22 protein-coding genes are annotated in these 21,568 nt (G+C 27.4%); 9 read left to right on the top strand and 13 right to left on the bottom strand.

What is annotated here, in order from left to right; genetic code table 11:
* Nucleotide 1: 1 nt before the first annotated feature.
* The 3 genes from KO506_RS16500 to KO506_RS16490 all read right to left on the bottom strand — a co-directional run bounded on the left by KO506_RS16500 (nt 2) and on the right by KO506_RS16490 (nt 1,908).
* Nucleotides 2-454: a DUF1569 domain-containing protein gene (locus tag KO506_RS16500; RefSeq protein WP_215996034.1), complete on the bottom strand. Its 453-nt coding sequence runs from the start codon at nt 452-454 to the stop codon at nt 2-4.
* A gap of 1 nt (nt 455) precedes the next feature.
* The gene (holA, locus tag KO506_RS16495; RefSeq protein ID WP_215996033.1) at nt 456-1,457 is read right to left on the bottom strand and encodes a DNA polymerase III subunit delta; all 1,002 of its coding nucleotides are present in this window, start codon (nt 1,455-1,457) and stop codon (nt 456-458) included.
* Nucleotides 1,458-1,542: 85 nt separating this feature from the next.
* On the bottom strand, nt 1,543-1,908 hold the full coding sequence (locus tag KO506_RS16490; RefSeq protein WP_215996032.1) for a GxxExxY protein: 366 nt from the start codon (nt 1,906-1,908) through the stop codon (nt 1,543-1,545).
* Between the two features lie 29 nt (nt 1,909-1,937).
* On the opposite strand from KO506_RS16490, the gene KO506_RS16485 reads away from it, so the two are divergent.
* Both KO506_RS16485 and KO506_RS16480 read left to right on the top strand, forming a co-directional pair.
* Nucleotides 1,938-2,381, top strand: a complete 444-nt coding sequence (locus KO506_RS16485) for a type I restriction enzyme HsdR N-terminal domain-containing protein (RefSeq protein ID WP_436836421.1) — start codon at nt 1,938-1,940, stop codon at nt 2,379-2,381.
* Between the two features lie 46 nt (nt 2,382-2,427).
* On the top strand, nt 2,428-3,426 hold the full coding sequence (locus KO506_RS16480; protein WP_215996030.1) for a glycosyltransferase family 2 protein: 999 nt from the start codon (nt 2,428-2,430) through the stop codon (nt 3,424-3,426).
* Between the two features lie 78 nt (nt 3,427-3,504).
* Here KO506_RS16480 and KO506_RS16475 read toward each other — a convergent pair whose 3' ends face one another.
* The 8 genes from KO506_RS16475 to nusB form a co-directional block, all read right to left on the bottom strand.
* Nucleotides 3,505-4,125 (bottom strand): L-threonylcarbamoyladenylate synthase, encoded by a 621-nt coding sequence (locus KO506_RS16475; RefSeq protein WP_215996029.1) that lies wholly within the window; start codon nt 4,123-4,125, stop codon nt 3,505-3,507.
* Nucleotides 4,126-4,198: 73 nt separating this feature from the next.
* Nucleotides 4,199-4,900 (bottom strand): response regulator transcription factor, encoded by a 702-nt coding sequence (locus KO506_RS16470; protein ID WP_215996028.1) that lies wholly within the window; start codon nt 4,898-4,900, stop codon nt 4,199-4,201.
* Between the two features lie 10 nt (nt 4,901-4,910).
* Nucleotides 4,911-6,479, bottom strand: a complete 1,569-nt coding sequence (locus KO506_RS16465; RefSeq protein ID WP_215996027.1) for a sensor histidine kinase — start codon at nt 6,477-6,479, stop codon at nt 4,911-4,913.
* Between the two features lie 112 nt (nt 6,480-6,591).
* Nucleotides 6,592-7,182: a dephospho-CoA kinase gene (gene coaE / locus KO506_RS16460; RefSeq protein ID WP_215996026.1), complete on the bottom strand. Its 591-nt coding sequence runs from the start codon at nt 7,180-7,182 to the stop codon at nt 6,592-6,594.
* Nucleotides 7,183-8,121: a CdaR family protein gene (locus KO506_RS17230; protein WP_215996025.1), complete on the bottom strand. Its 939-nt coding sequence runs from the start codon at nt 8,119-8,121 to the stop codon at nt 7,183-7,185.
* A gap of 101 nt (nt 8,122-8,222) precedes the next feature.
* Nucleotides 8,223-8,516, bottom strand: coding sequence for a preprotein translocase subunit YajC (yajC, locus tag KO506_RS16450; RefSeq protein WP_215996024.1), 294 nt, complete (start codon nt 8,514-8,516; stop codon nt 8,223-8,225).
* Nucleotides 8,517-8,529: 13 nt separating this feature from the next.
* The gene (locus KO506_RS16445) at nt 8,530-8,994 is read right to left on the bottom strand and encodes a DUF1573 domain-containing protein (protein WP_215996023.1); all 465 of its coding nucleotides are present in this window, start codon (nt 8,992-8,994) and stop codon (nt 8,530-8,532) included.
* Nucleotides 8,995-9,045: 51 nt separating this feature from the next.
* Complete coding sequence (gene nusB / locus KO506_RS16440) at nt 9,046-9,984, bottom strand: transcription antitermination factor NusB (RefSeq protein WP_215996022.1); 939 nt, start codon at nt 9,982-9,984, stop codon at nt 9,046-9,048.
* 147 nt (nt 9,985-10,131) lie between these two features.
* Between nusB and KO506_RS16435 the strand changes: the two genes are divergently transcribed.
* Nucleotides 10,132-11,886, top strand: a complete 1,755-nt coding sequence (locus tag KO506_RS16435) for an ABC transporter ATP-binding protein (protein WP_215996021.1) — start codon at nt 10,132-10,134, stop codon at nt 11,884-11,886.
* A gap of 80 nt (nt 11,887-11,966) precedes the next feature.
* Nucleotides 11,967-12,332, top strand: a complete 366-nt coding sequence (locus tag KO506_RS16430) for a PUR family DNA/RNA-binding protein (RefSeq protein WP_215996020.1) — start codon at nt 11,967-11,969, stop codon at nt 12,330-12,332.
* A gap of 125 nt (nt 12,333-12,457) precedes the next feature.
* Here KO506_RS16430 and KO506_RS16425 read toward each other — a convergent pair whose 3' ends face one another.
* Complete coding sequence (locus KO506_RS16425) at nt 12,458-13,501, bottom strand: chorismate-binding protein (RefSeq protein ID WP_215996019.1); 1,044 nt, start codon at nt 13,499-13,501, stop codon at nt 12,458-12,460.
* A gap of 3 nt (nt 13,502-13,504) precedes the next feature.
* The gene (locus tag KO506_RS16420) at nt 13,505-13,921 is read right to left on the bottom strand and encodes a PaaI family thioesterase (protein ID WP_215996018.1); all 417 of its coding nucleotides are present in this window, start codon (nt 13,919-13,921) and stop codon (nt 13,505-13,507) included.
* A gap of 71 nt (nt 13,922-13,992) precedes the next feature.
* Between KO506_RS16420 and KO506_RS16415 the strand changes: the two genes are divergently transcribed.
* From KO506_RS16415 to KO506_RS16395, 5 genes are all read left to right on the top strand, one after another.
* Nucleotides 13,993-14,484 (top strand): plasmid pRiA4b ORF-3 family protein, encoded by a 492-nt coding sequence (locus tag KO506_RS16415; protein WP_215996017.1) that lies wholly within the window; start codon nt 13,993-13,995, stop codon nt 14,482-14,484.
* A gap of 28 nt (nt 14,485-14,512) precedes the next feature.
* On the top strand, nt 14,513-15,013 hold the full coding sequence (locus KO506_RS16410) for a hypothetical protein (RefSeq protein ID WP_215996016.1): 501 nt from the start codon (nt 14,513-14,515) through the stop codon (nt 15,011-15,013).
* Between the two features lie 135 nt (nt 15,014-15,148).
* The gene (locus KO506_RS16405; protein WP_215996015.1) at nt 15,149-16,048 is read left to right on the top strand and encodes an ABC transporter ATP-binding protein; all 900 of its coding nucleotides are present in this window, start codon (nt 15,149-15,151) and stop codon (nt 16,046-16,048) included.
* Nucleotides 16,049-16,066: 18 nt separating this feature from the next.
* Nucleotides 16,067-16,912, top strand: a complete 846-nt coding sequence (locus KO506_RS16400; protein WP_215996014.1) for an ABC transporter permease — start codon at nt 16,067-16,069, stop codon at nt 16,910-16,912.
* A 199-nt stretch (nt 16,913-17,111) separates the two neighbouring features.
* Nucleotides 17,112-21,473, top strand: a complete 4,362-nt coding sequence (locus tag KO506_RS16395) for an IgGFc-binding protein (protein WP_215996013.1) — start codon at nt 17,112-17,114, stop codon at nt 21,471-21,473.
* Nucleotides 21,474-21,568: the final 95 nt, after the last annotated feature.

Genomic DNA, 21,568 nt, shown 5'->3' with positions numbered 1-21,568 from the left:
ATTAAACTCCAAATTGCGTTAAATGATGATCTAAATGCTTGTAAAACATAATATTCCATTCTTCTTTTGTTAATTTACCAAAAGAAAGCGATTCTTTACCATCAAAATAATTTTCACCTAATTCTTGAGTTTTATTGATATAATCTATCAATCTTTTTTTCTCTACAAGAAACTCTTTTTCATCAGAAATAATAAATTGAGGTGCAGTTCTACTATTTTTAGGATAAGGTTTTGTACCCACAACCGCTTTTTTAACAAATGCTTTTAACATCAATTTTACAAAAGGGTTAGGCTTGGCGTGTTTATCTGTAAAAACCATTTCGTAAGTAACAGAACAATGAGCTAGCATTTGTGCAACTGACATTTTACCCCAATTTGGTTGGCTTTCTACTGATAATTTTTCTATTCTTTTTATTACAGAATCTGTAACTTCTTTTTCAAAAATATTTTTCATTTTAATGTAGTATTTTAAATAACAATTCTTTTAATATATCTCCTTGAGTTTGGTTTGCGCCTACACCTTTACTTTTTACATCTGCATCTCTTAAAAAAGCAATTACTTGTGCCACTTTACGCATTGGGTAATTTCTTGCAGCCATAAAATAATCATCTATAAAATAAAAACCAACACCTAAAGCTTTAGAAACTGCACTTTTAGATTTGTCTTGTAAACCATGAAAAAGCAATAGTTTTGTAAAGAAATTATTTAACAATGAAATGGTCATTATTGTTGGATTGTTCTTCGGATTTTCAACAAAATAATTAATAATTCTATTTGCCTTAACTACGTCTTTAGCACCAATTGCTTTCTGAAGTTCGAAATTATTAAAGTCTTTAGAAATACCAATATTTTCTTCTATATGCTTATCATTAATAATGGTTTCTTTAGGCAAAATTAACATCAACTTACTTAATTCGTTTGATATTTTACTTAAGTCTGTACCCAAAAATTCTACCAACATTTGAGCTGCTTTTGGTTCTATTTGATATTTTTTTCCGCTTAAAACTCTACGAATCCAATCTGCAACTTGATTTTCATAAAGCTTTTTACTTTCAAAAATTAAACCCGATTTTGCAATAGCTTTATGTAGTTTTTTTCGCTTGTCTAATTTTTTATATTTGTAATTAATTACTAAAACCGTTGTTGGTTGTGGGTTTAGAGCATAAGAAACCAACTTTTCTATAGTTCTACTTAAATCTTGTGCTTCTTTTACAATTAAAACTTGCTTTTCAGCCATCATAGGATATCGTTTAGCAGAAGAGATAATATCTTCTACACTTGCATCTCTACCATACAACACTTGCTGATTAAATCCTTTTTCTGATTCATCTAACACAGTTTCTTCAATATAATCAGAAATTTTATCAATATAATAAGGTTCTTCTCCCATTAAAAAATATATGGGTTTTACGTTACCTTTTTTAATATCTGAAACAATGGTTCTTATTTCGTTCATTTATTTTTTTACTTTATTCGCCACGAATTCACCAATAAATAATCATTTTATAAATCACAAAATTTGTGAATTGGTGGCAAGATAATCATAATACAATTCTTTTGAATTCTAATGATTCATTTTGAAAATTAACTAAAATACATAATCTATTTCCAGAAACTTTTAAATAATTAATACACTGAGCTATATGCTTTGGATGAAATTCTTTCACTGATTTTATTTCTAAAACTATTTTATCTAAAATTACAAAATCAGCATAAAATTTATGTGGTAAAATAACATCCTTATAATTAATTACATATTCTTTTTCTCTTTCAAAACTTATATTTTTCTTCTTTAATTCATATTCTAATGCATCTTTATAAACAACTTCTAAAAAACCACCACCTAAATTATTATGGACTTCAAATAAAGTACCAACAATATCGTAGCTTTCTTTTTTATAAATCATTTTTATTTGTGATATTCGTGGTAATGAAGCTGCAAAAACTCAATCTACCTACATATAATTTCAAACTCAAAAGTAGCGAAAATAAGACGCTTATTTTTGATAATTTAAGAAAAAAGTATTTTGTATTAACTCCAGAAGAATGGGTTCGTCAGCATTATGTTTCTTTTTTAATTGATAAAAAAAAATACCCAGTTTCTTTAATTGCATTAGAAAAACAATTAACCATCAATAATCGTAAAAAAAGAACAGACATCTTAGTTTTTAATGCTAATGGTGAACCAGATATTATTGTAGAATGTAAAGCTCCACAAATAAAAATTACACAAGACACTTTTGATCAGATTGCACGTTATAACTTAAAATTAAAAGCAAATTACTTAATAGTTACCAATGGTTTGCAACATTATTATTGCAAAATGGATTTTGAAAAAGAAACCTATGTTTTTTTGCAAGAAATTCCTACTTATAATTAAGTAAAAATTAGAAGTTAACTGATTTTTAAAATGTAATTTTGCAACCTTGAAAACTGCAATCGTAATATTAAATTGGAATGGCCAAAAACTGCTAAAACAGTTCTTACCCTCTATTGTAAATTTTAGTGCCAATGAAGCTGAAATTTACGTAGCAGATAATGCATCTACAGATATTTCCATTTCTTTTATTAAAGCAAATTTCCCATCAGTAAAAATTATTAAAAATGCTGTAAATGGTGGTTATGCAAAAGGTTATAATGATGCTTTGCAAAATATTAATGCAGATATTTATTGCCTAATTAATTCTGATGTAGAAGTTACTAAAAATTGGCTCTCTCCTATTTTAGATGTTTTTAAAAGTGATGAAAAAACGGCTATTATTCAACCAAAAATTTTAGATTATAAAGACAAATCTAAATTCGAATATGCAGGTGCAGGTGGTGGCTTTATAGATTTATATGGTTATCCTTATTGTAGAGGCCGAGTTTTTAATCATTTAGAAACAAATGAAAATCAATTTAATGATATTTCAGAAATATTTTGGGCTTCAGGTGCTTGTCTATTTATTCGCTCAACTATTTATCATAAAATAGGTGGTTTTGATGAAGATTATTTTGCCCATCAAGAAGAAATTGATTTGTGTTGGAGAACTCAAAATATTGGTTATAAAGTAAAATATGTTGGTACTTCTACTATTTTCCATGTTGGTGGTGCAACTTTACAAGAAACAAATCCGCATAAAACCTATTTAAATTTTAGGAATAGTTTATTAAATGTGGTTAAAAATGTACCAAAAAAGTGGTTTCTGTTTGTTGTTTTTTCTCGTTTAGTTTTAGATGGAATTGCTGGTGTTAAGTTTATTTTTGAGTTGAGACCTATTCATACTTGGGCTATTTTAAAAGCACATTTTAGTTTTTACAGAAACTTTTTTAAATTCTTAAAAAAACGTAAACGATTGCAAAAAAAACAAGATTACAATTTGCACACGAGTATTGTTTGGCAATATTTTGTTCTAGGTAGAAAAGAGTTTAAGAATTTAAGATAATTACTAAAGAACTAAAAATAAACAAATTTACAACGTTATTACTTTGCAACTTTACAATTTTGCAACTTAAAAAATAACCTAAAGAATATTTAAACTTCCTTTACCTTCTCTAATAACTTCTGGTTCAGAATCTGTTAAGTCTATAATTGTAGAAGCATAATTATCTCCATAACCACCATCTACCACAACATCAACTAGGTTCTGCCATTTTTCATAAATCAATTCTGGGTCTGTGGTATATTCTAAAATATCATCATCATCTCTTATAGATGTAGAAACAATTGGATTTCCTAATGAGGAAACTAAAGTTCTTGCAATATTATTATCTGGAATACGAATACCTACTGTTTTTCTTTTCTTAAAAGCTCTAGGCAAATTATTACTACCAGGTAAAATAAAAGTATAAGGACCTGGTAAAGCACGTTTTAATAGCTTAAAAGTAGGTGAATCTATCTGTTTTATATAATCTGACAAATGACTTAAATCGTTACAAACAAAAGAAAAATTGGCTTTTTCTAGTTTCACTCCTTTAATTTTGGCTATTTTTTCTAAAGCTTTTGTATTGGTAATATCGCAACCTAATCCATAAACAGTATCTGTAGGATAAATTATTAAACCACCTTTTTTTAGAATGCTTACAACCTTATCAATTGCTCTTTGATTTGGGTTATCATTATATATTTTAATGATTTCTGCCATATTATAAAAATACAAAAAAACTCAACTTAATACTAAGTTGAGTTATATTATTTTGAGGAAGTAATTCTAATTTCTATGATTTATCAACCAATCTAAACCCTTCTCCATGTATATTTAAGATTTCAACATTTTCATCTTCTTTTAAATACTTACGTAATTTTGCAATATAAACATCCATACTTCTAGAAGTAAAATAGTTATCATCTCTCCAAATTTTTGTAAGAGCTAATTCTCTTGGCATTAAATCATTTTTATGAATTGCTAACATACGTAACAATTTACTTTCTTTTGGCGATAATTTACTAGGCTCACCATCTTTACCAACAGATAAATGACGTAATTTAGAGTTAAAGAAAAAAGATCCAATTTCAAACTCAAACTGTTCAGATTCAGTAGATTTATCTGTTTCTTTTCTTTGTAAAATTGCTTTAATTTTGTGCAATAATACTTCAGAATCAAAAGGTTTATTCAAATAATCATCTGCACCTACTGCATAACCTTTTAAAACATCTTCTTTTAACGTTTTTGCAGTTAAGAATATAATTGGCACTTCTTTGTTTGTTACTCTAATGTCTTGTGCTAAAGAAAAACCGTCTTTACGAGGCATCATTACATCTAAAATACATAAATCGTAATCGCTGTTTTTAAACATAATTAAACCCTCTATACCATCTTTTGCATGCGTAACGTTATAATCGTTTAACGCTAAATAATCTTTTAAGACTGTTCCAAAATTTGGATCATCCTCAACTAATAAAATCTTTTTACTTCCCATTTTTAAACTTTTAAATTAAAGGTAATTTCACTGTAAATATGCTTCCTTTTCCTTTTTCACTTTCCACAAACACTGTACCATGGTGTTTTTCTACAATTTCTTTAACATAGGCTAAGCCTAAACCATGACCTTTTACATCATGTACATTTCCTTTTTGTTCTCTATAAAATTTATCAAAAACATTTTTTTGAACATTTTTGCTCATTCCAATTCCTTGGTCTTTTACTTTAATTATAAAAAACTTGTTGGTACTTTCAGTATAAACATCAATTATTGGTGCACCAACTGTATATTTAATTCCGTTTTCTAAAATATTAACAAAAACATTTGTTAAATGAAATTCATTACCAGATATTTCAGAAACAATGGCCTCAAAATGTGTATTGACAGAGCCATTTCTATCTTTGATTAATAAACTAACATGATTAATGGCGTCTTCCATAACATCATGAATATCAATTACACTTTTACTTATATCTAATTGATTTTTTTCTAATCTAGAAATACGCAAAACATTTTCTACTTGCGTATGCATCCTTTTATTTTCATCTCTAATCATATTAATGTAACGTAAAACTTTTTCGTTATCACTAATAATTTTAGGGTTTTTTATAGAATCTAAAGCCAAGTTAATTGTTGCTATTGGCGTTTTAAATTCGTGTGTCATATTATTTATAAAATCAGTTTTAATTTCTGATATTTTTTTCTGTTTTGTTAACTGATACAAAGAACTTGAAAAAGCAATAATAATTATAAAAATAAAAAATAAAGACAGTAATAATATATTAGAAATACCAGATAAAATATGCTTGTGTTTTAATGGAAACGAAATATGCAACAAGTATTCTGGGATACCTTCTCCATCACTAAACAATGGATATTTAATGCTATCATCCTTATTTATTGTATAATAACCAGATTTTAATTTTGTTGCTAAACCATCATTACTATAAACACCATATTTAAAATCTAAAATGATATTTCTTTTTTGTAATTCTTCTTTTATTGTTTCATTTAATTCTCTATTACTAACTCTACTTTGTATTGGTTTTAATTTATTATGATTTCTAAAAATTTCTTCAAATTCACTTTTTTCTATACTTTTTAATCTTTTAGTAAAAGAATATCTTTTTTCATCTGTAGTAGAAAATAGATTGTCTGCACCTTTAATTAATTTCGATTGAAAAAAATCATTTTTAACATTAATCCTTTTAACGATAATACTATCATTATCTAAGAAGTCAGTTGGCATTTTAAAATTTTCTTCTAAAATTGTACCTCCGTATGTAAACTTTTCATTTGTTGTTGTATCTATTTCTTGAAATAGAAAATTTTTAATTTGAGCTTCATCTGCAAGAACCGTACTTTCTAAAATACCTTGATATTTCTTTTCTAAAGCAGCTCTTTCATTTTCATTAATTCTTTGTGCAACATTACCCAAAGAAATCTGAACATCGTTTTTAAATTGTTCTCTTCTGCTTTCTACTGCATTGTTAATCCAATAGAGCTGAACAGCAATAATTCCTATTAAAGAAATGCTCATTAAAATAACAATAAGCACAAACATTTTTTTGCCCATAAATCAAAGTTAAGTCATTAAAAAATTGCACTTCGCGTTTTTAACGTTGATTAACAAAAATGAAGAGAATTTAAGAGTTATTTAACAATAACCTTGCAAATTAACTAACGATTTAGAAGCTTACTGTTAAAATATGATGGATTTTGCTTACTTTTATTTTAGTTTCATCAAGATTTTTATTCAAAATAATATAGTTAGATTGTATTATTTTTTTATTGTCTTTCCATTGATTTTGCATTCTATTTAATACTTCTTTTTTAGTAGATGAATCTCTAGAAATTACTCTATTAATTTTAGTATCTATATCTGCATAAACAGTTATAATAATATTGCAATATAAATTACTTTTACTTTCAAATAAAATGGCATTTTCATAGATAATATAATCTTTATCATTATTTTTTTTGATAAACTCTTGAAAATGTTTTTTTACTTCTGGATGTACAATTGCATTTAATTCTGATAATTTTTCTTTATTTTTAAAAACAAGGTTAGCAATAAACTTTCTATTTAAAACATTATCAATGTATGCATCTTTACCAAAATTCTTAATTAATTTTTGTTTGATGATTTCTGATGAATTCATCAACTTTTTAGCTTCTACATCAGCAATATAAATAGCAACATTTTTATTTTCTGCAAAGAAATTTGCTACTGTAGTTTTACCACTACCAATACCACCAGTTAAACCAACAATTTTCATTTATTTTTGAATTAAGAAATCAATTTTAGTAGGCGTAATTTTAATATTCTTTAAAAAATCTGGCTTTGTAATAACTTTAGGTATTAAATAGCCTAAATTATTTTTTTCTGATATAGAATAATCACACTCAATTTTAAAAGAAGCTTTAGAAACTTTTGTAAAATTAGATAAAGCTACCACAAAAACTACTTCAATATTTTCTGTTAAAGTTGTTAAGTTTGTATTTGCTGGTAAATTTATAATATCAAAAGGCACCTGCAATTTACCTTCTGTAAACTTATCTACTTTACCAGAAATTGTTGCTTTGAGTACTTTATATTTAAGTTTTTTCTGTTTTTCTGGATTTAATATTTTTACTTCTTTGCTAAAATCTGCCTTAACGTCATTTAAAACTAATTTACTTAATTTAAGATGATTAATGTTTTTTAATTGAGATTTTGGTCCAGAAATAACAATAGAATCTGGTTGATAACTAATTTCACCCAAAAGATCATAACCAATATGATATTTAATATCTAGTTCTGGTTGTAAAGCCACTTTTTTAGAGGTTAAAACACCCAAATTTAAGTAAATAGTATCTTGTATAATCTTTTGTAATTCTACACCAGAGATTAATTGTTTCTGAATTTTTAACGTTTGATTTTGGGGTAAAAAATAAAATTTAGAATTCTTTTTCCTTTTTAAAACAGAAGCATCTAAATCTATTATTTTATTTCTAATTTTAGATCTTAAAATCTTAAAACCTGTTGCTTTTACTGCAATATCTATTTCTTTAATTGGTGTTTCTTGTAATAACTTATCTTGAGCAATATTTGTATAGTTTACAGCAAAAGTTAGTACGGATTTATATTCTTTAGAAAACGTAATTAATAACCAAATTAATGATGAGATTATTAAAAAAGTTATAAATGTTTTTGGTATTTTCTTTGAAGTTTTCACCTAAATTAAATTTAATGCAATCTACTGAAAAGCTTGTAAACAAAAAAGTGAGCTTTCTCTAATTAAAGAAAAAGCTCACTTTTATTTATTGTAATAAAATATTATTTTTTAGCTGGTGCTGTATGTTTTTTACTCATTTCCATAGAAATTGAAGAGCGTTCAAATTTAATCTTACCTGCCCCTGTTTCTAAAGTGATGGTGTTATCATTAGCATTTATCTCGATAATTTTACCGTGAATACCACTAGTGGTAATAACTTTCGCTCCTTTTTTAATTTCAGCTTGAAAAGCCTTTTCCTTTTTTTGACGGTTAATTTGTGGTCTTAAAATAAAAAAATATAAGACGATAAACATTGCCACGAATGGCAACATACTTGCTAAAGTTCCTGAATCCATTATAAAAATTAAATTATGATTTTGCTTTTGGTGTTACCATACCTTTAAGAGTTAAAATCTCTCTTCCAGTTTCGGTATTTGTAATTAAAGTAATATTTTTCTGTTGTCTATTTCTTTTACCACTTGTATTAAATCTTACTTGTATGTTTTCAGTTTCTCCTGGTTTAATAGGTTTTTTAGGCCAAACAGGTACTGTACAACCACAAGTAACTTTAGCATCAGTAATAATTAAATCTGTTTTACCAGAGTTAGTAACTTTAAAAACAGTTTCTACAACTTCTCCCTCATTTACAGTACCGAAATCAAATTCTGTGTTTTCGAATGCAATTGAAGCTGCACCTTTTTTAATAGCCACATCTCTTGTTTTTGCTACTTCTAAATTTTCTTTATTAATCTTTGCACTTGGGTTTGCTTTATCACAAGAAATATATAAACTTGATGAAACTATAAATGCGAATAAAATTGTTATTTTTCTCATAATTCTTAAAATTTGTGTAAAAATAATAAATATTTGTTTAAATGATTAATCTTAAAGTAATCCTCTACCTATTTTAACAATTCTTTTGTCTTTTGTAAACTCTTTAGATATTTTATCTAAAACCCCATTTATAAAATAACTACTTTTAGTTGTTGAGTAATCTTTAGCTATTTCTATAAATTCATTAATGGTAACTCTTACTGGTATTGAAGGAAAACTTACAAACTCTGTAATTGCCATTTTAATTAAAATCATATCTATATCTGCAATTCTATCAGTTTCCCAATTTGGCGTTTTTGCAGTAATATCTTGTTCGTAAGTTTTATGTTTTAAAACTGTTTTTTTGAATAATTTAGACACAAACTCTTCATCATCTTTATCTTTATACAATCTACTTAATATAAAGGTTTTGTCTTGCTTACACTTGCTTAAAGTTTTAACAACCCAAGTATTTACAAATGGTATATCATCTACCCAAGAAATCATTTTATCTTCATAATACTCTGCTAACTTTTCGTTAGGAGCTATAATTTCTTTAAAAAAATCGATTACAAAAGCTTTGTCTACTTTAAAAGAATCATCAACAGTATTTAAATATTTCTTGTATAAATCACTTTTCTGTAATTCATCAAAAATAATTTTTACGTATTCATCATCTAATTCCCAATTATTCAATTTATTTAACTCAACATAACCCTCTAAACTTACACTCTCAGTAAGTTGATTGATTAGTTTATTGTCTATAAATTTAGTGTTAGGCTTTAAATCTTCTTGAGTAGCAAGAATTTTCTTTTTAGAAAGCGCTATTTTTTTTGCCGCTAGTTTTTGTACTTCAATTATTAATTGAAAGTTTAAAACGTACAAATCGTACATTTTTAGAATACTGTGCTTTAAAAACTTTTCTTCTCTAATAATATCGTCATTATGAGATTGTTGTATAGCATACACAGATTGCATTACTTTAACTCGAATATGTCTTCTGTTAATCATTGTAAAGAACTTAAAATCGCTTTTTAATTTGCTTTGCAAAAGTAGTATTAATTTAGTTTCTCAACATTACTTTTTTAATTCTTTTTTAAGAAAATATATCTTTCTGATTCTCGTATATTCGTGCTTTATTTTTAATTCAATTCTCTTTTGAAAGCATTACAATATTTAAACAAATATTTTTCTAAATACAAATGGCGAATTTTAGCAGGATTGTTAATAACAGTCTTATCTAAACTACTTGCGCTTCAAGTACCTAGAATAATAAAAGAATCTTTTAACGCTGTAGAAGATTATTTAAATGGTTCTGTTACAGATTTAGCAACTGTTAAAGAGGCGCTGTTAATGAATGTGCTCTTAATTGTTGGTTTAGCTCTTTTAAGTGGTTTTTTTACTTTTTTAATGAGGCAAACAATTATTGTAACTTCTAGATTAATTGAATTCGATTTAAAAAACGAAATCTATCAGCAATACCAAAAACTATCGCTTAATTTCTATAAAAAGAATAGAACTGGTGATTTAATGAACAGAATTAGCGAAGATGTAGGTAAGGTAAGAATGTATGTTGGGCCAGCTGTAATGTACACTATGAATATGATTGTACTTTTTGCAGTCGGTTTTACACAAATGGCTAGAGTAGATTTAAAACTTACTTTATATACACTTATCCCTTTTCCTTTATTATCAATTTCTATCTTTATTTTAAGTAGAGTTATTCATAAAAGAAGTACAATAGTTCAGCAATATTTATCGAAACTAACTACTTTTAATCAAGAGTTTTTTTCTGGGATAAACGTGGTAAAATCTTATGGAATTGAAGCTTCAATTATTAAGGATTTTGATGCCATTTCAGATTTAAGCAAAGAAAAAAACATCAACCTACAAAAAGCAAATGCTTTATTTTTTCCTTTAATGATTTTTTTAATCGGAATCAGCAACTTAATTGTAATTTACGTTGGTGGTAATCAATATATAAATGGCGAAATAAAATCTGGAGTTATCATAGAGTTTATTATGTATGTAAACATTTTAACTTGGCCAGTTGCAGTTGTAGGTTGGGTTACATCTATGGTACAACAAGCAGAAGCATCTCAAGCAAGAATAAATGAGTTCTTAGATCAAGTACCAGAAATTAAAAACGAAAGCAAAACACCTACAGAAATTTACGGAAAAGTAACTTTTAAAGATGTTACTTTTACTTATGATGACACTAATATTACTGCTTTAAAAAATATCAACTTTACAGTTAATTCTGGTGAAACTTTAGCTATTTTAGGTAAAACCGGTTCTGGTAAATCTACAATTATTGAGTTAATTTCTAGATTATATGACACCACAAAAGGAGAAGTTTTATTAGATGACAAACCAATTGAAAAAGCAAATTTAAATGATGTTAGAAGCCAGATTGGTTTTGTACCTCAAGATCCATTTTTGTTTTCTGATACAATTGGTAATAATATTAAATTTGGGAAAGAAGATGCTACTGAAAATGAAATTATTGAAGCTGCTAAAAATGCAGTAATTCACAGTAATATTTCTGATTTTAAAAACGGATATAATACCATTTTAGGAGAACGTGGAGTAACACTTTCTGGAGGACAGAAACAACGTGTTTCTATTGCTAGAGCTATTATTAAAAATCCTAAAATTTTAATTTTTGATGATTGCTTATCAGCAGTAGATACAGAAACAGAAGAAAAAATACTTTCTAATTTAGAAAAAGTGTCTAAAAATAAAACTACTTTTATAATAAGTCACAGAGTTTCATCAGCAAAAAATGCAGATAAAATTATTGTATTAGATGATGGTAAAATCATACAACAAGGAACTCACAATCAACTTATAACTCAAGAAGGATATTATAAACATTTGTACGAACAACAACTTTTAGAAAAAGAATTTTAAGGTTTAACATTGCTACATTAATTATTTTGTTAGATTTGTACAGATAACAAACAAAAAATAACTACTATTTAAAAAAGATTATGGCAGAGAGAGTTGAACAGGAGGAAATTTTTTCGCAAGTATTAAGAGCAGGAAGAAGAACCTATTTTTTTGATGTAAGAGCTACAAAAGCAGACGATTATTATTTAACTGTTACAGAAAGTAAAAAATTTACGCATGATGATGGATCTTTTCATTATCAAAAACATAAAATTTATTTATATAAAGAAGATTTTTCTGATTTTCATGAAATGCTAAAAAAAGCAACTGATTATATTATTACAGAAAAAGGTAATGAAGTAATTAGCGAACGTCATCAAAAAGACTTTAAAAAAGAAGAAAACACAACTACAGAAGAAACAAACTCTGCACAGAGTTTTACAGATGTTTCTTTTGATGATATTTAGACAGTAAAATATTTTAAAATTAACTAAAAATTTAAGTTAATTCTTAAATTTAGTTAGTTTAAAAATATAATTCAAATTCAATTTACACGTTTAAAAACTGCAATCTTTTTTAAGATTGCAGTTTTTTATTTTAACACACGTTTCATTGTTTTACTCTTAGAAACTGTTTCTTGCCACTCGTTTTTTGCCTTACTATCTTTTGTAATTCCACCACCAATATAAATAGAAGCGGTTTTATTTTTAATAGCCATACATCTTAAATTCACAAAAAGTGATGATTTTTTATCCAAATTTAATTCACCAAGAAAACCAGTATAAAAACTTCTATCGTAATTTTCGTTTTCTAAAATAAAATCTTTTGCCAAATTTCTTGGTAAACCACAAACTGCAGGTGTTGGGTGTAAAGCTCTAATTAATGATTTTAAGTCTGATTTTTCACTAAGCTTCCCTTCTACTCTGGTTCTTAAATGGAGTAAATTACCTGCTTTTACAGTTTCAGTTTTATCAATTTTTAATTTTGATGAAATTGTATGCAATTGATGTTCTATAAAATCGGTAACCAATTGTTGTTCTTCCAATTCTTTGCTTTTCCAAAGAGGTTTTTCTTGTCCTCTATCAACCTGAGTTCCAGCCAAAGACATGGTTTTAAAAACATCATTTTCGATATTTAAAAGCGTTTCTGGTGTTGCACCAAACCACAAACCAACTTTTGGATGATACCAACAATACACAAAAGCATTTTTATAATTTTGTAGAAGTTTTTTATAAATTTCAAGTAAATCAAAATTACTGATATTAACCAGCTCCTTTCTAGAAATTACAACCTTTTTTATATTCGATTTTTTTATTTTATCAATAGTTTTTTCAACAATCTTTAAATGATTTTCTTTGGAATTATCATCAACAAAAAAAGTGTTTTCATCAGAATTAACAATTTCTAAATCTATTTCTTCTGTTAAGCATTCAGATTTTTCAACAGGAAATAAAATGGATTTTTCATCTGTATTAAAAGGTGCAAAAACAAAACCAGATTCTTTAAATTTATTAGTAAAATATAGTTCATCATCAACAATAAAAAAACTAGAAATCGTATTTTTATTGGGTTTTCTATATACTACAAAAGGTAAGTTTTCGTGATAATAACGTATCACTTTATCAAAAATTCTCATCAACTACTTTTTGTCTAAAACAATATTGGTAAGTTTACAAATAGAAATTAAGTTCTCTTTTTCATCTACAATTTTAATTTCCCATAAATGTGTAGTTCTACCTTTATGAATTGGTTTTGCAATACCAAAAACAAAACCTTCTTTAACACTTTTTACGTGGTTAATACTCAACTCAATTCCTTTAACAATTTTAGTTTTTGTATCTACAAATAAAGCTGATGCACAACTACCTACAGTTTCTGCTAAGGCTGCAGTTGCACCTCCATGTAAAATACCATAAGGCTGATAAACCCTTGAATTTACTGGCATTTTTGCAGTTACAAAATCTAAACCCACATCTACAAACTCTATTTCTAAAGTTTCCATTAAAGTATTTTTATTAAAATTATTTAAAGTAATAAGTGTTTTTTCTTTATCCATTTAAGCATAATTAAGAATGTAAAAATAAGCATAATTTATTGTATTTTTGCAGCTCAATATTTAACGATTATATGTACAAAATACGAGTTATCTTAGACACCAAAGAAGATGTAATTAGAACAATTTTGGTTGATGAGCATATTAATTTAGAAGTTTTACACAATTCAATTGCAACTGCTTTTGGTTTTGAAGGGCAAGAAATGGCCTCTTTTTATAAAACTGATGATGAGTGGAATCAAGGTGATGAAATTCCGTTGTTTAATATGGCAGAAGCAGGCGAAGCTATTTCTATGCAAACTTGTATTTTAAAAGAAACTTTACCTCTAGAAAATGATAAACTAATTTATGTTTATGATTTTTTAAATATGTGGACGTTTTATGTTGATGTAGTTGAAATTTCATCAGAAAAAAGAGACGATTTACCACAAACTATTTTAACTGTTGGCGAAATTCCTGAAGAAGCACCTGAAAAAGAATTTGTTGCTGATAAATTAGAAGGTGAAGAAGATGAAGATGATGATGAATTCGATATTTTTGATGATTTTGATTTTAACGAGTATTGATTATCAAGTTCATTGTTAACAACAATAAATGAAAAAATATAATTCTTCTTCTTCTTTTACTTTTTTTCAATCTGTTCTTGCTTCAATAATGATAATATCTATGGGAATTGGCTTCTTATATTCTATTGATAATATCTTAGTTCAAATAATTACAATACTTTCTTCTTTGGCAGTTTGTGCTACTATTTTAATTTATCAACGTAAAAATGTTTTTGAAATTGAATTTAATGATGAATTAATTGAAATTGATTTTTTTTATACAAATAGAAAAATTGCGATTGAATATTCTGAATTATTATCTATAGAATATATTTCTACTTCAAAGAACCCAACAAAGAATAAAATTGAGTATAAAATAAATGGTGAATTAAAAAAACTAAAATTTACAAGTGTAGCGCATTCTAATGAATATTTAGAATTTATCAAATTTTTAAAATCAAAAAATGATGGTATTAAATGGAAAGTTTTTCCATCAAATGACATTATGAATCATAAATTACAGAAAGTTTATGGATTTAAATATCGTTAAATTTAATTGAATACATCTCTATTTAAAACTTAACATAAATTTTAATACTGCTTAGTACTACTTAAAACTGTTTTTCTACGTAACAAAATTGTATTTTAGTCGTCTTACTTTTTATAACTGACTAAATCAATTTCTTTGGAAACAATCTTATCTCTTAAAAATTTAGACAAAAAATACGGAGCTGTTCATGCTGTAAATAATCTTTCTTTTGATATTCAAAAAGGAAACGTTTACGGAATTCTAGGTCCAAATGGCTCTGGAAAATCGACAACCTTAGGTATAATCTTAAATGTAGTAAACAGAACTTCTGGCGAGTTTTCTTGGTTTGATGGAAAACTATCTACCCATGAAGCCTTAAAAAAAGTTGGTGCAATTATAGAACGCCCTAACTTTTATCCTTACATGACAGCTACTCAGAATTTGGCTTTGATTTGTAAAATAAAAGGAATATCAACAGAAAAAATTAATGAGAAACTAACAACAGTAAATCTTTTTGAAAGAAGAGATAGTAAGTTTAAAACTTTTTCTTTGGGTATGAAACAACGTTTGGCAATTGCATCTGCTTTGTTAAACGACCCAGAAATATTAATTTTAGATGAACCTACAAATGGTTTAGATCCGCAAGGAATTCACGAAATTAGAGAAATCATTAAAAAAATTGCAGCTAATGGAACTACAATTTTGTTAGCCTCTCACCTTTTAGACGAAGTAGAAAAAGTTTGTAGTCATGTAGTTGTAATTAGAAAAGGTGTAAAATTATACGCTGGTAGAGTAGATGAAATGACATCCTCTAATGGTTTATTAGAACTTAAAGTTGAAGCTAAAGAAGAGCAATTAATTGAATTTTTAGAAAATCACGATTCAATTTTAAAGGTTTCTAAAGATCATGAAACAATAATTGCAACGTTAAGTAAAAATTTATCAGCATCAGAAATTAATAAAGATTTATTTAATAAAGGTTTTGTTTTGAGTCATTTAGTAAAACGTAAACCAAGTTTAGAGCAACAATTTTTGGATTTAACAAAAAACAACTAATCAAAAAAAAATAAAGTCATGTTAAGACTACTTACTATAGAATTTCATAAATTAAGGTACAATAGAGCAAGCAAAGTTTTGTCTATTATTTACTTTGGTTTGCTTACATCAATTGCATTAATTGCTGCCATAAAATTTGAATTTGGTAATTTTAAATTACATTTAGCAGATGCAGGAATCTTTAATTTTCCTTATATATGGCACTTTAACACTTACGTAGCTGCCATTTTAAAATTCTTTTTATTGTTGGTAATTGTATCAATGATGAGTAATGAATATAGTTATAAAACCCTAAAGCAAAACCTAATAGATGGTTTAAGTAAAAAGGAATTCATACTATCTAAATTTTATACAGTAATTGCTTTTGCAGCAGTTTCTACTGTTTTTGTTTTTGTGGTTTCTTTGGTATTAGGTTTAGTGTATTCAGATTATAATGAATTTGCCATAATTATTTCTGATTTAGATTATTTATTAGCTTTTTTTATAAAATTAGTTGGTTTTTTCTCTTTTGGTTTATTCTTAGGTATTTTAGTTAAACGTTCTGCTTTTGCAATCGGAGCTATGTTTGTTTGGCTGATTATTGAAAACATGTTTAGAGGATATCTTTTTTGGCAGTTTAACGAAAATGAACACACCAGTAATACTGTAGATAAATTTATGCAGTTTTTACCTCTAGAATCTATGACCAATTTAATTAAAGAACCTTTTTCTAGATTAGGTGCTGTTAGATCTGCTGCAAATACTATGGGTGAGACTTTTACCAAAAGTTATTCTGTAGATTTTACAAACATTTTAATTGTTTCTTTCTGGACATTCTTATTCATTTATTTATCTTATAAATTATTATTAAAAAGAGATTTATAATCCGAATTATAAAAAAACACATTAATTAAGAATTACATCTTATTTAATAATTTTACACAAAATCATATACATTAAAAAGTATATGATTTTTTTTTAAACTATTTAGAACGTTTGTGGTCTAAGTTTGTAATAAGAATGATTCTTTTTTATTAATTTCTTATTATTTTTAGCAGATAATTCCTAATTAAATAATTACTCATTGAAATCCAAACTTTTAGTTTTAGTCATTTTTGTTTCTTTATTTTATTTGAATGATGCAAATGCACAATTAAGTAAAAAGCATTTTATACCACCTTTAACGTATGCAGAAGAAGGAAATGCAAATCCTGAAAATCAATATTTTTATATATCTACACCAAGTAATAAAGATGTAAGTTATACCATAAAACAAGTTGGTTCTGATACTGATATTACAGGTATTGTGTCTAGCTCAAATCCACAAGAAATTTTTATAGCTACTGGAGATAGCCAACTTTTTGTAGATGCCAATCAAACAGGAACTGTACATAAAGACAAAGGATATATAGTAGAAGCAACAGATGTTATTTACGTTTCAATTCGAGTTTTAGCTGGTAGTGGATCGCAAGCTGGTGCCTTAGTTAGTAAAGGTTCATCTGCATTAGGCACAACTTTTAGAGCAGGTATGTATACTAATGAAAATCCGCAAAGTAATTACTTAAATTTTGTTTCTGTAATGGCTTCAGAAGACAATACTCAAGTTACTTTTGATGATATAACACCTGGTTTAGAAATTAAAAATTATTCAGGTGCTTTTCCGTTTTCTGTAACTTTAAATGAAGGCGAAAGTTATATTGTAGCCACAAGTGCAGATGATGTTATTACAAACAGAGATGGTTTAATTGGTACTTTAATTTCTTCGGATAAAAACATTGTTGTAAACACAGGTTCTGCAAATGGTAGTTTTCATAATGGAACAGGAAGAGATTATGGAATGGATCAAATTGTTGGTTTAGATAAAGTAGGTACAGATTATATTTTTGTAAAAGGTGATGGAAATGATGGCTGGGAAAATGTACTTATTGTGGCTCATGAAGATAATACAACTATTAGTATTAACGGAAATGGTGTAAGCACAACCCTAAACAAAGGTGAATATAGCTTAATAGAAGGAAATCAATTTACATCAAATGGAAACCTATTTGTTAAAACTTCTAAGCCTGTTTTTGCTTATCAAGGAGTGGGTGCAAGTACAAGCGAAGCCAACCAAGGTATGTTTTTTGTACCACCTTTAAGTTGCGAAAGCAGAGGAAAAGTAGACAATATACCCAACATAGAAAGTATTGGTAATGTAACATTTTCAGGTGGTGTAACCATTGTAACCAATGCAAATGCTACTGTAAACATCAATTCTCTACCGATCTCAAATTTTGCAACTTCTGGTCCTTTTGGAATAGACATAGACAATGATGGCATTGCAGATTACGAAACTTACAAAGTAACCAACCTAACAGGAAATATATCTGTAGATAGTAGTGACGAACTTTATTGTGCTTATTTTAATGTAAATGGAGCTGCAACTTCTGGTAGTTTTTATTCTGGTTTTCCAACAGCTCCGGAAATTAATTTTAATACCACAGTTTCTACTTTAGGGAATTGCATTCCTAACCTTACTTTAGAATCTGCAAACACAGATTTATTCGACAGTATAAAATGGGAATATTATAATGAAACTACTTCAACTTGGGAAGTAAGAAGTACAAACAATACTTACAAACCCATAGAATCTGAACCAGGTAAATATCGTTTAATTGGTACTATAGATTGTACTGGAACTACTTTTGAGTCTATTGAAATACCTGTTAGTATTTGTCCAGATGATTATGATAATGATGGTATAATAGATAATTTAGATGTTGATATTGATAATGATGGAATTCTAAATTCTGATGAATCTAATGGAAATTCCGACATAAATTTTCTAGATATTACAAATCCAGAACCAGTTGGCAACACAGCATTGCAAGGAGTTACTATAGAAGGAAACCTTCAGTCGAGTAATTCTGATGGTTTAACAAATTTACTTTCTGGAGGTTTTAACAGTAGTTTTACATCATCAGTAAATCCTGCTCTTATTTCTTCTAATAGTTATACATTAACTTTTTCTGAAAAAGTTAATATTGAGTTTGAGAGAGCTGCTACAACTACAGCTAGTAATAACAATAAAGAAAACTATATTTTACGACTGCCTGATGCCACAAAAAATATTACATTAATTAGTACTGATGCCTCTCTATTAATTGACACAAATTTTGATGGAATTTACGAATCTGGTGTTACACAATTTTCATCCTCAGAAATAAGATTTAGTTTTTCATCAACAATAACAAATACCACAGATTTCACTTTTTTTGCTAATAATATTAAAGAAATTATTTTTGAACATTATAATAATGAGGGCACAACCCAATCTTCATTGTCTTGTAGTCTTAAAATAACTAATTTTATAAAAGATTCAGATAATGATGATATTGAAGATGCATTCGATTTAGATTCTGATAATGATGGAATTCCTGATATTAATGAAGCCTATTTAGAATTGGGTTCACTTTCTGGGGTAGATGCCAATCAAGATGGTTTAGATGATAAGTTTATTGGAATGTTAAATATTGATTCTGATAATGATGGAATTTTAAACTATATAGATTTAGATTCTGATAATGATGGAATTTTTGATTCTACTGAAGCTGGACATAATTTAGATACCAATTTTGATGGTATTATTGATAACGCTAACGCGCTTGTTGGTATAAACGGATTAATTGATAATTTAGAAACAACTCCAGATGCTAAAACACTTTCATTAAATTATATTATTGCTAACACAGATAATGATAATGATTTTGATTTTGTAGAACTAGATGCTGATAATGACAGCTGTTATGATGTTACAGAAGCTGGTTTTACAGATAATAATGATGATGGAATTTTAGACGCAACTCCTTTTGCAGTTAATGATAATGGAAAAATCATCAACAATACAGATGGTTATACAAGTCCTAATTTAGATTACATAACAAATGCTCCAATAGAAATAACTTCTCCTTTCGAAAACGTGATTTTCTGTGAAAACGACACAGATGTTATCACCATAAATAGTACTGCAGATCAATATCAATGGGAAGTTTCTACTGATGGCACAACTTGGAGTCTTATTGCTGATAATGCAATTTATAACAATAGTAATTCTAATAATTTACAGCTTACAAATACACCATTAAGTTATAATAATTATCAATACAGAGTAATTTTAAACAGAACTGGTAATGCTTGTACAGAAACTTCAAACGCGATTACCTTAACTGTAAATCCTTTACCAATTTTAAAACCAAACCCAGAATTAAATCAGTGTATAGAAGTTGCAGATACAAACACCACAGTAAATTTAACCTTGGCAGAAAACAACATTTCTGAAACTGCTAATGTTACTTTTGAGTATTATGAAGATATGGCTGGGGCAAATTTAATTGCAAACCCTACCTCCTATCCTGTTCAAGTAAATATTACAGAAACTGTGTATGTAAAAGTAATTTCTGATTTTTCTTGTGCATCAGAATTAAGCGAATTAACCATAAATGTAGGACAAACTATCAGAAATTCTTACAACGAACTTCAACCTCCTGTTTGTGATGATTTTTTAGATGCTGATGGAAATGATACTGCAGCCAATTCTGATACAGATAATATCACCAATTTTTATTTGGACAAAACTGCCATTGAAAATGGTATAAATCCACCAATAAATACAGAAGTTTTCTTTTATGAAAATGAAAATGATAGAGATAATTCTTTAAATGAAATTGATATTACTAATTTTAGAAACGACATTACTAAAAACGAAGTTACCAATATTACAAACGGAATTCAATTCCCTATTTTTTACAAAATTCTAAGTACAATTAATAATGATTGTGAAGGAATAGGCGAATTTTATCTTCAAATTGATGCTGTACCAACAGCTGAAATAGTTCCAGATTTAGAATTATGTGATGACGTTTTAGATGGTGATACTGCAAACGGAATTGTACAATATTTTAATCTAGAATCGCAAACAACAGACATTTTAAATGGTCAAAATCCTACTGATTTCACTGTAACTTATCATGAATCTAAAACTGATGCTAATGCAGGAATTGACGAATTAACTTCTCCTTTTGAAAATACAATTCGCGATTCTCAACCAATTTATGTTCGTGTTACAAATAATACAACTGGCTGTTTTACAGATCATACTTCTTTTAATCTAGTTGTAAACCCAGTACCAATTGCCAATTTTGTAGATGATTTAGAGGTTTGTGATGACAATTCTGATGGTTCTGCAAGAAATGGTTTTTCCCAATCTATTGATTTAGAATCGCAAACTGCTGGTATTTTAGGCACTCAAGATTCCAATATTCACACTGTAACTTACCATCGTTCTTTGGCTGATGCTCAATCTGGAAATCTGCCTTTGGTTTCTCCTTACACAAATAATACTCAAGATAGAGAAACTATTTATGTTAGAATCTTAAACACAAATTCGATGTGTGTTAACGTAATTTGAGCTCATGATGCAGGCGGAAATCCAGCATGCAGTGTCCGACTACCAACAAATTAAGCCTATTGTGATGATGATTTAGAGGGGGATGATGCTAATGG

This window comes from Polaribacter vadi, assembly GCF_018861005.1.
GTDB lineage: Bacteria > Bacteroidota > Bacteroidia > Flavobacteriales > Flavobacteriaceae > Polaribacter > Polaribacter vadi_A.
The sequence above is the reverse complement of the archived record's forward strand: the minus strand, read 5'-3'. Positions and strand labels throughout refer to the sequence as shown.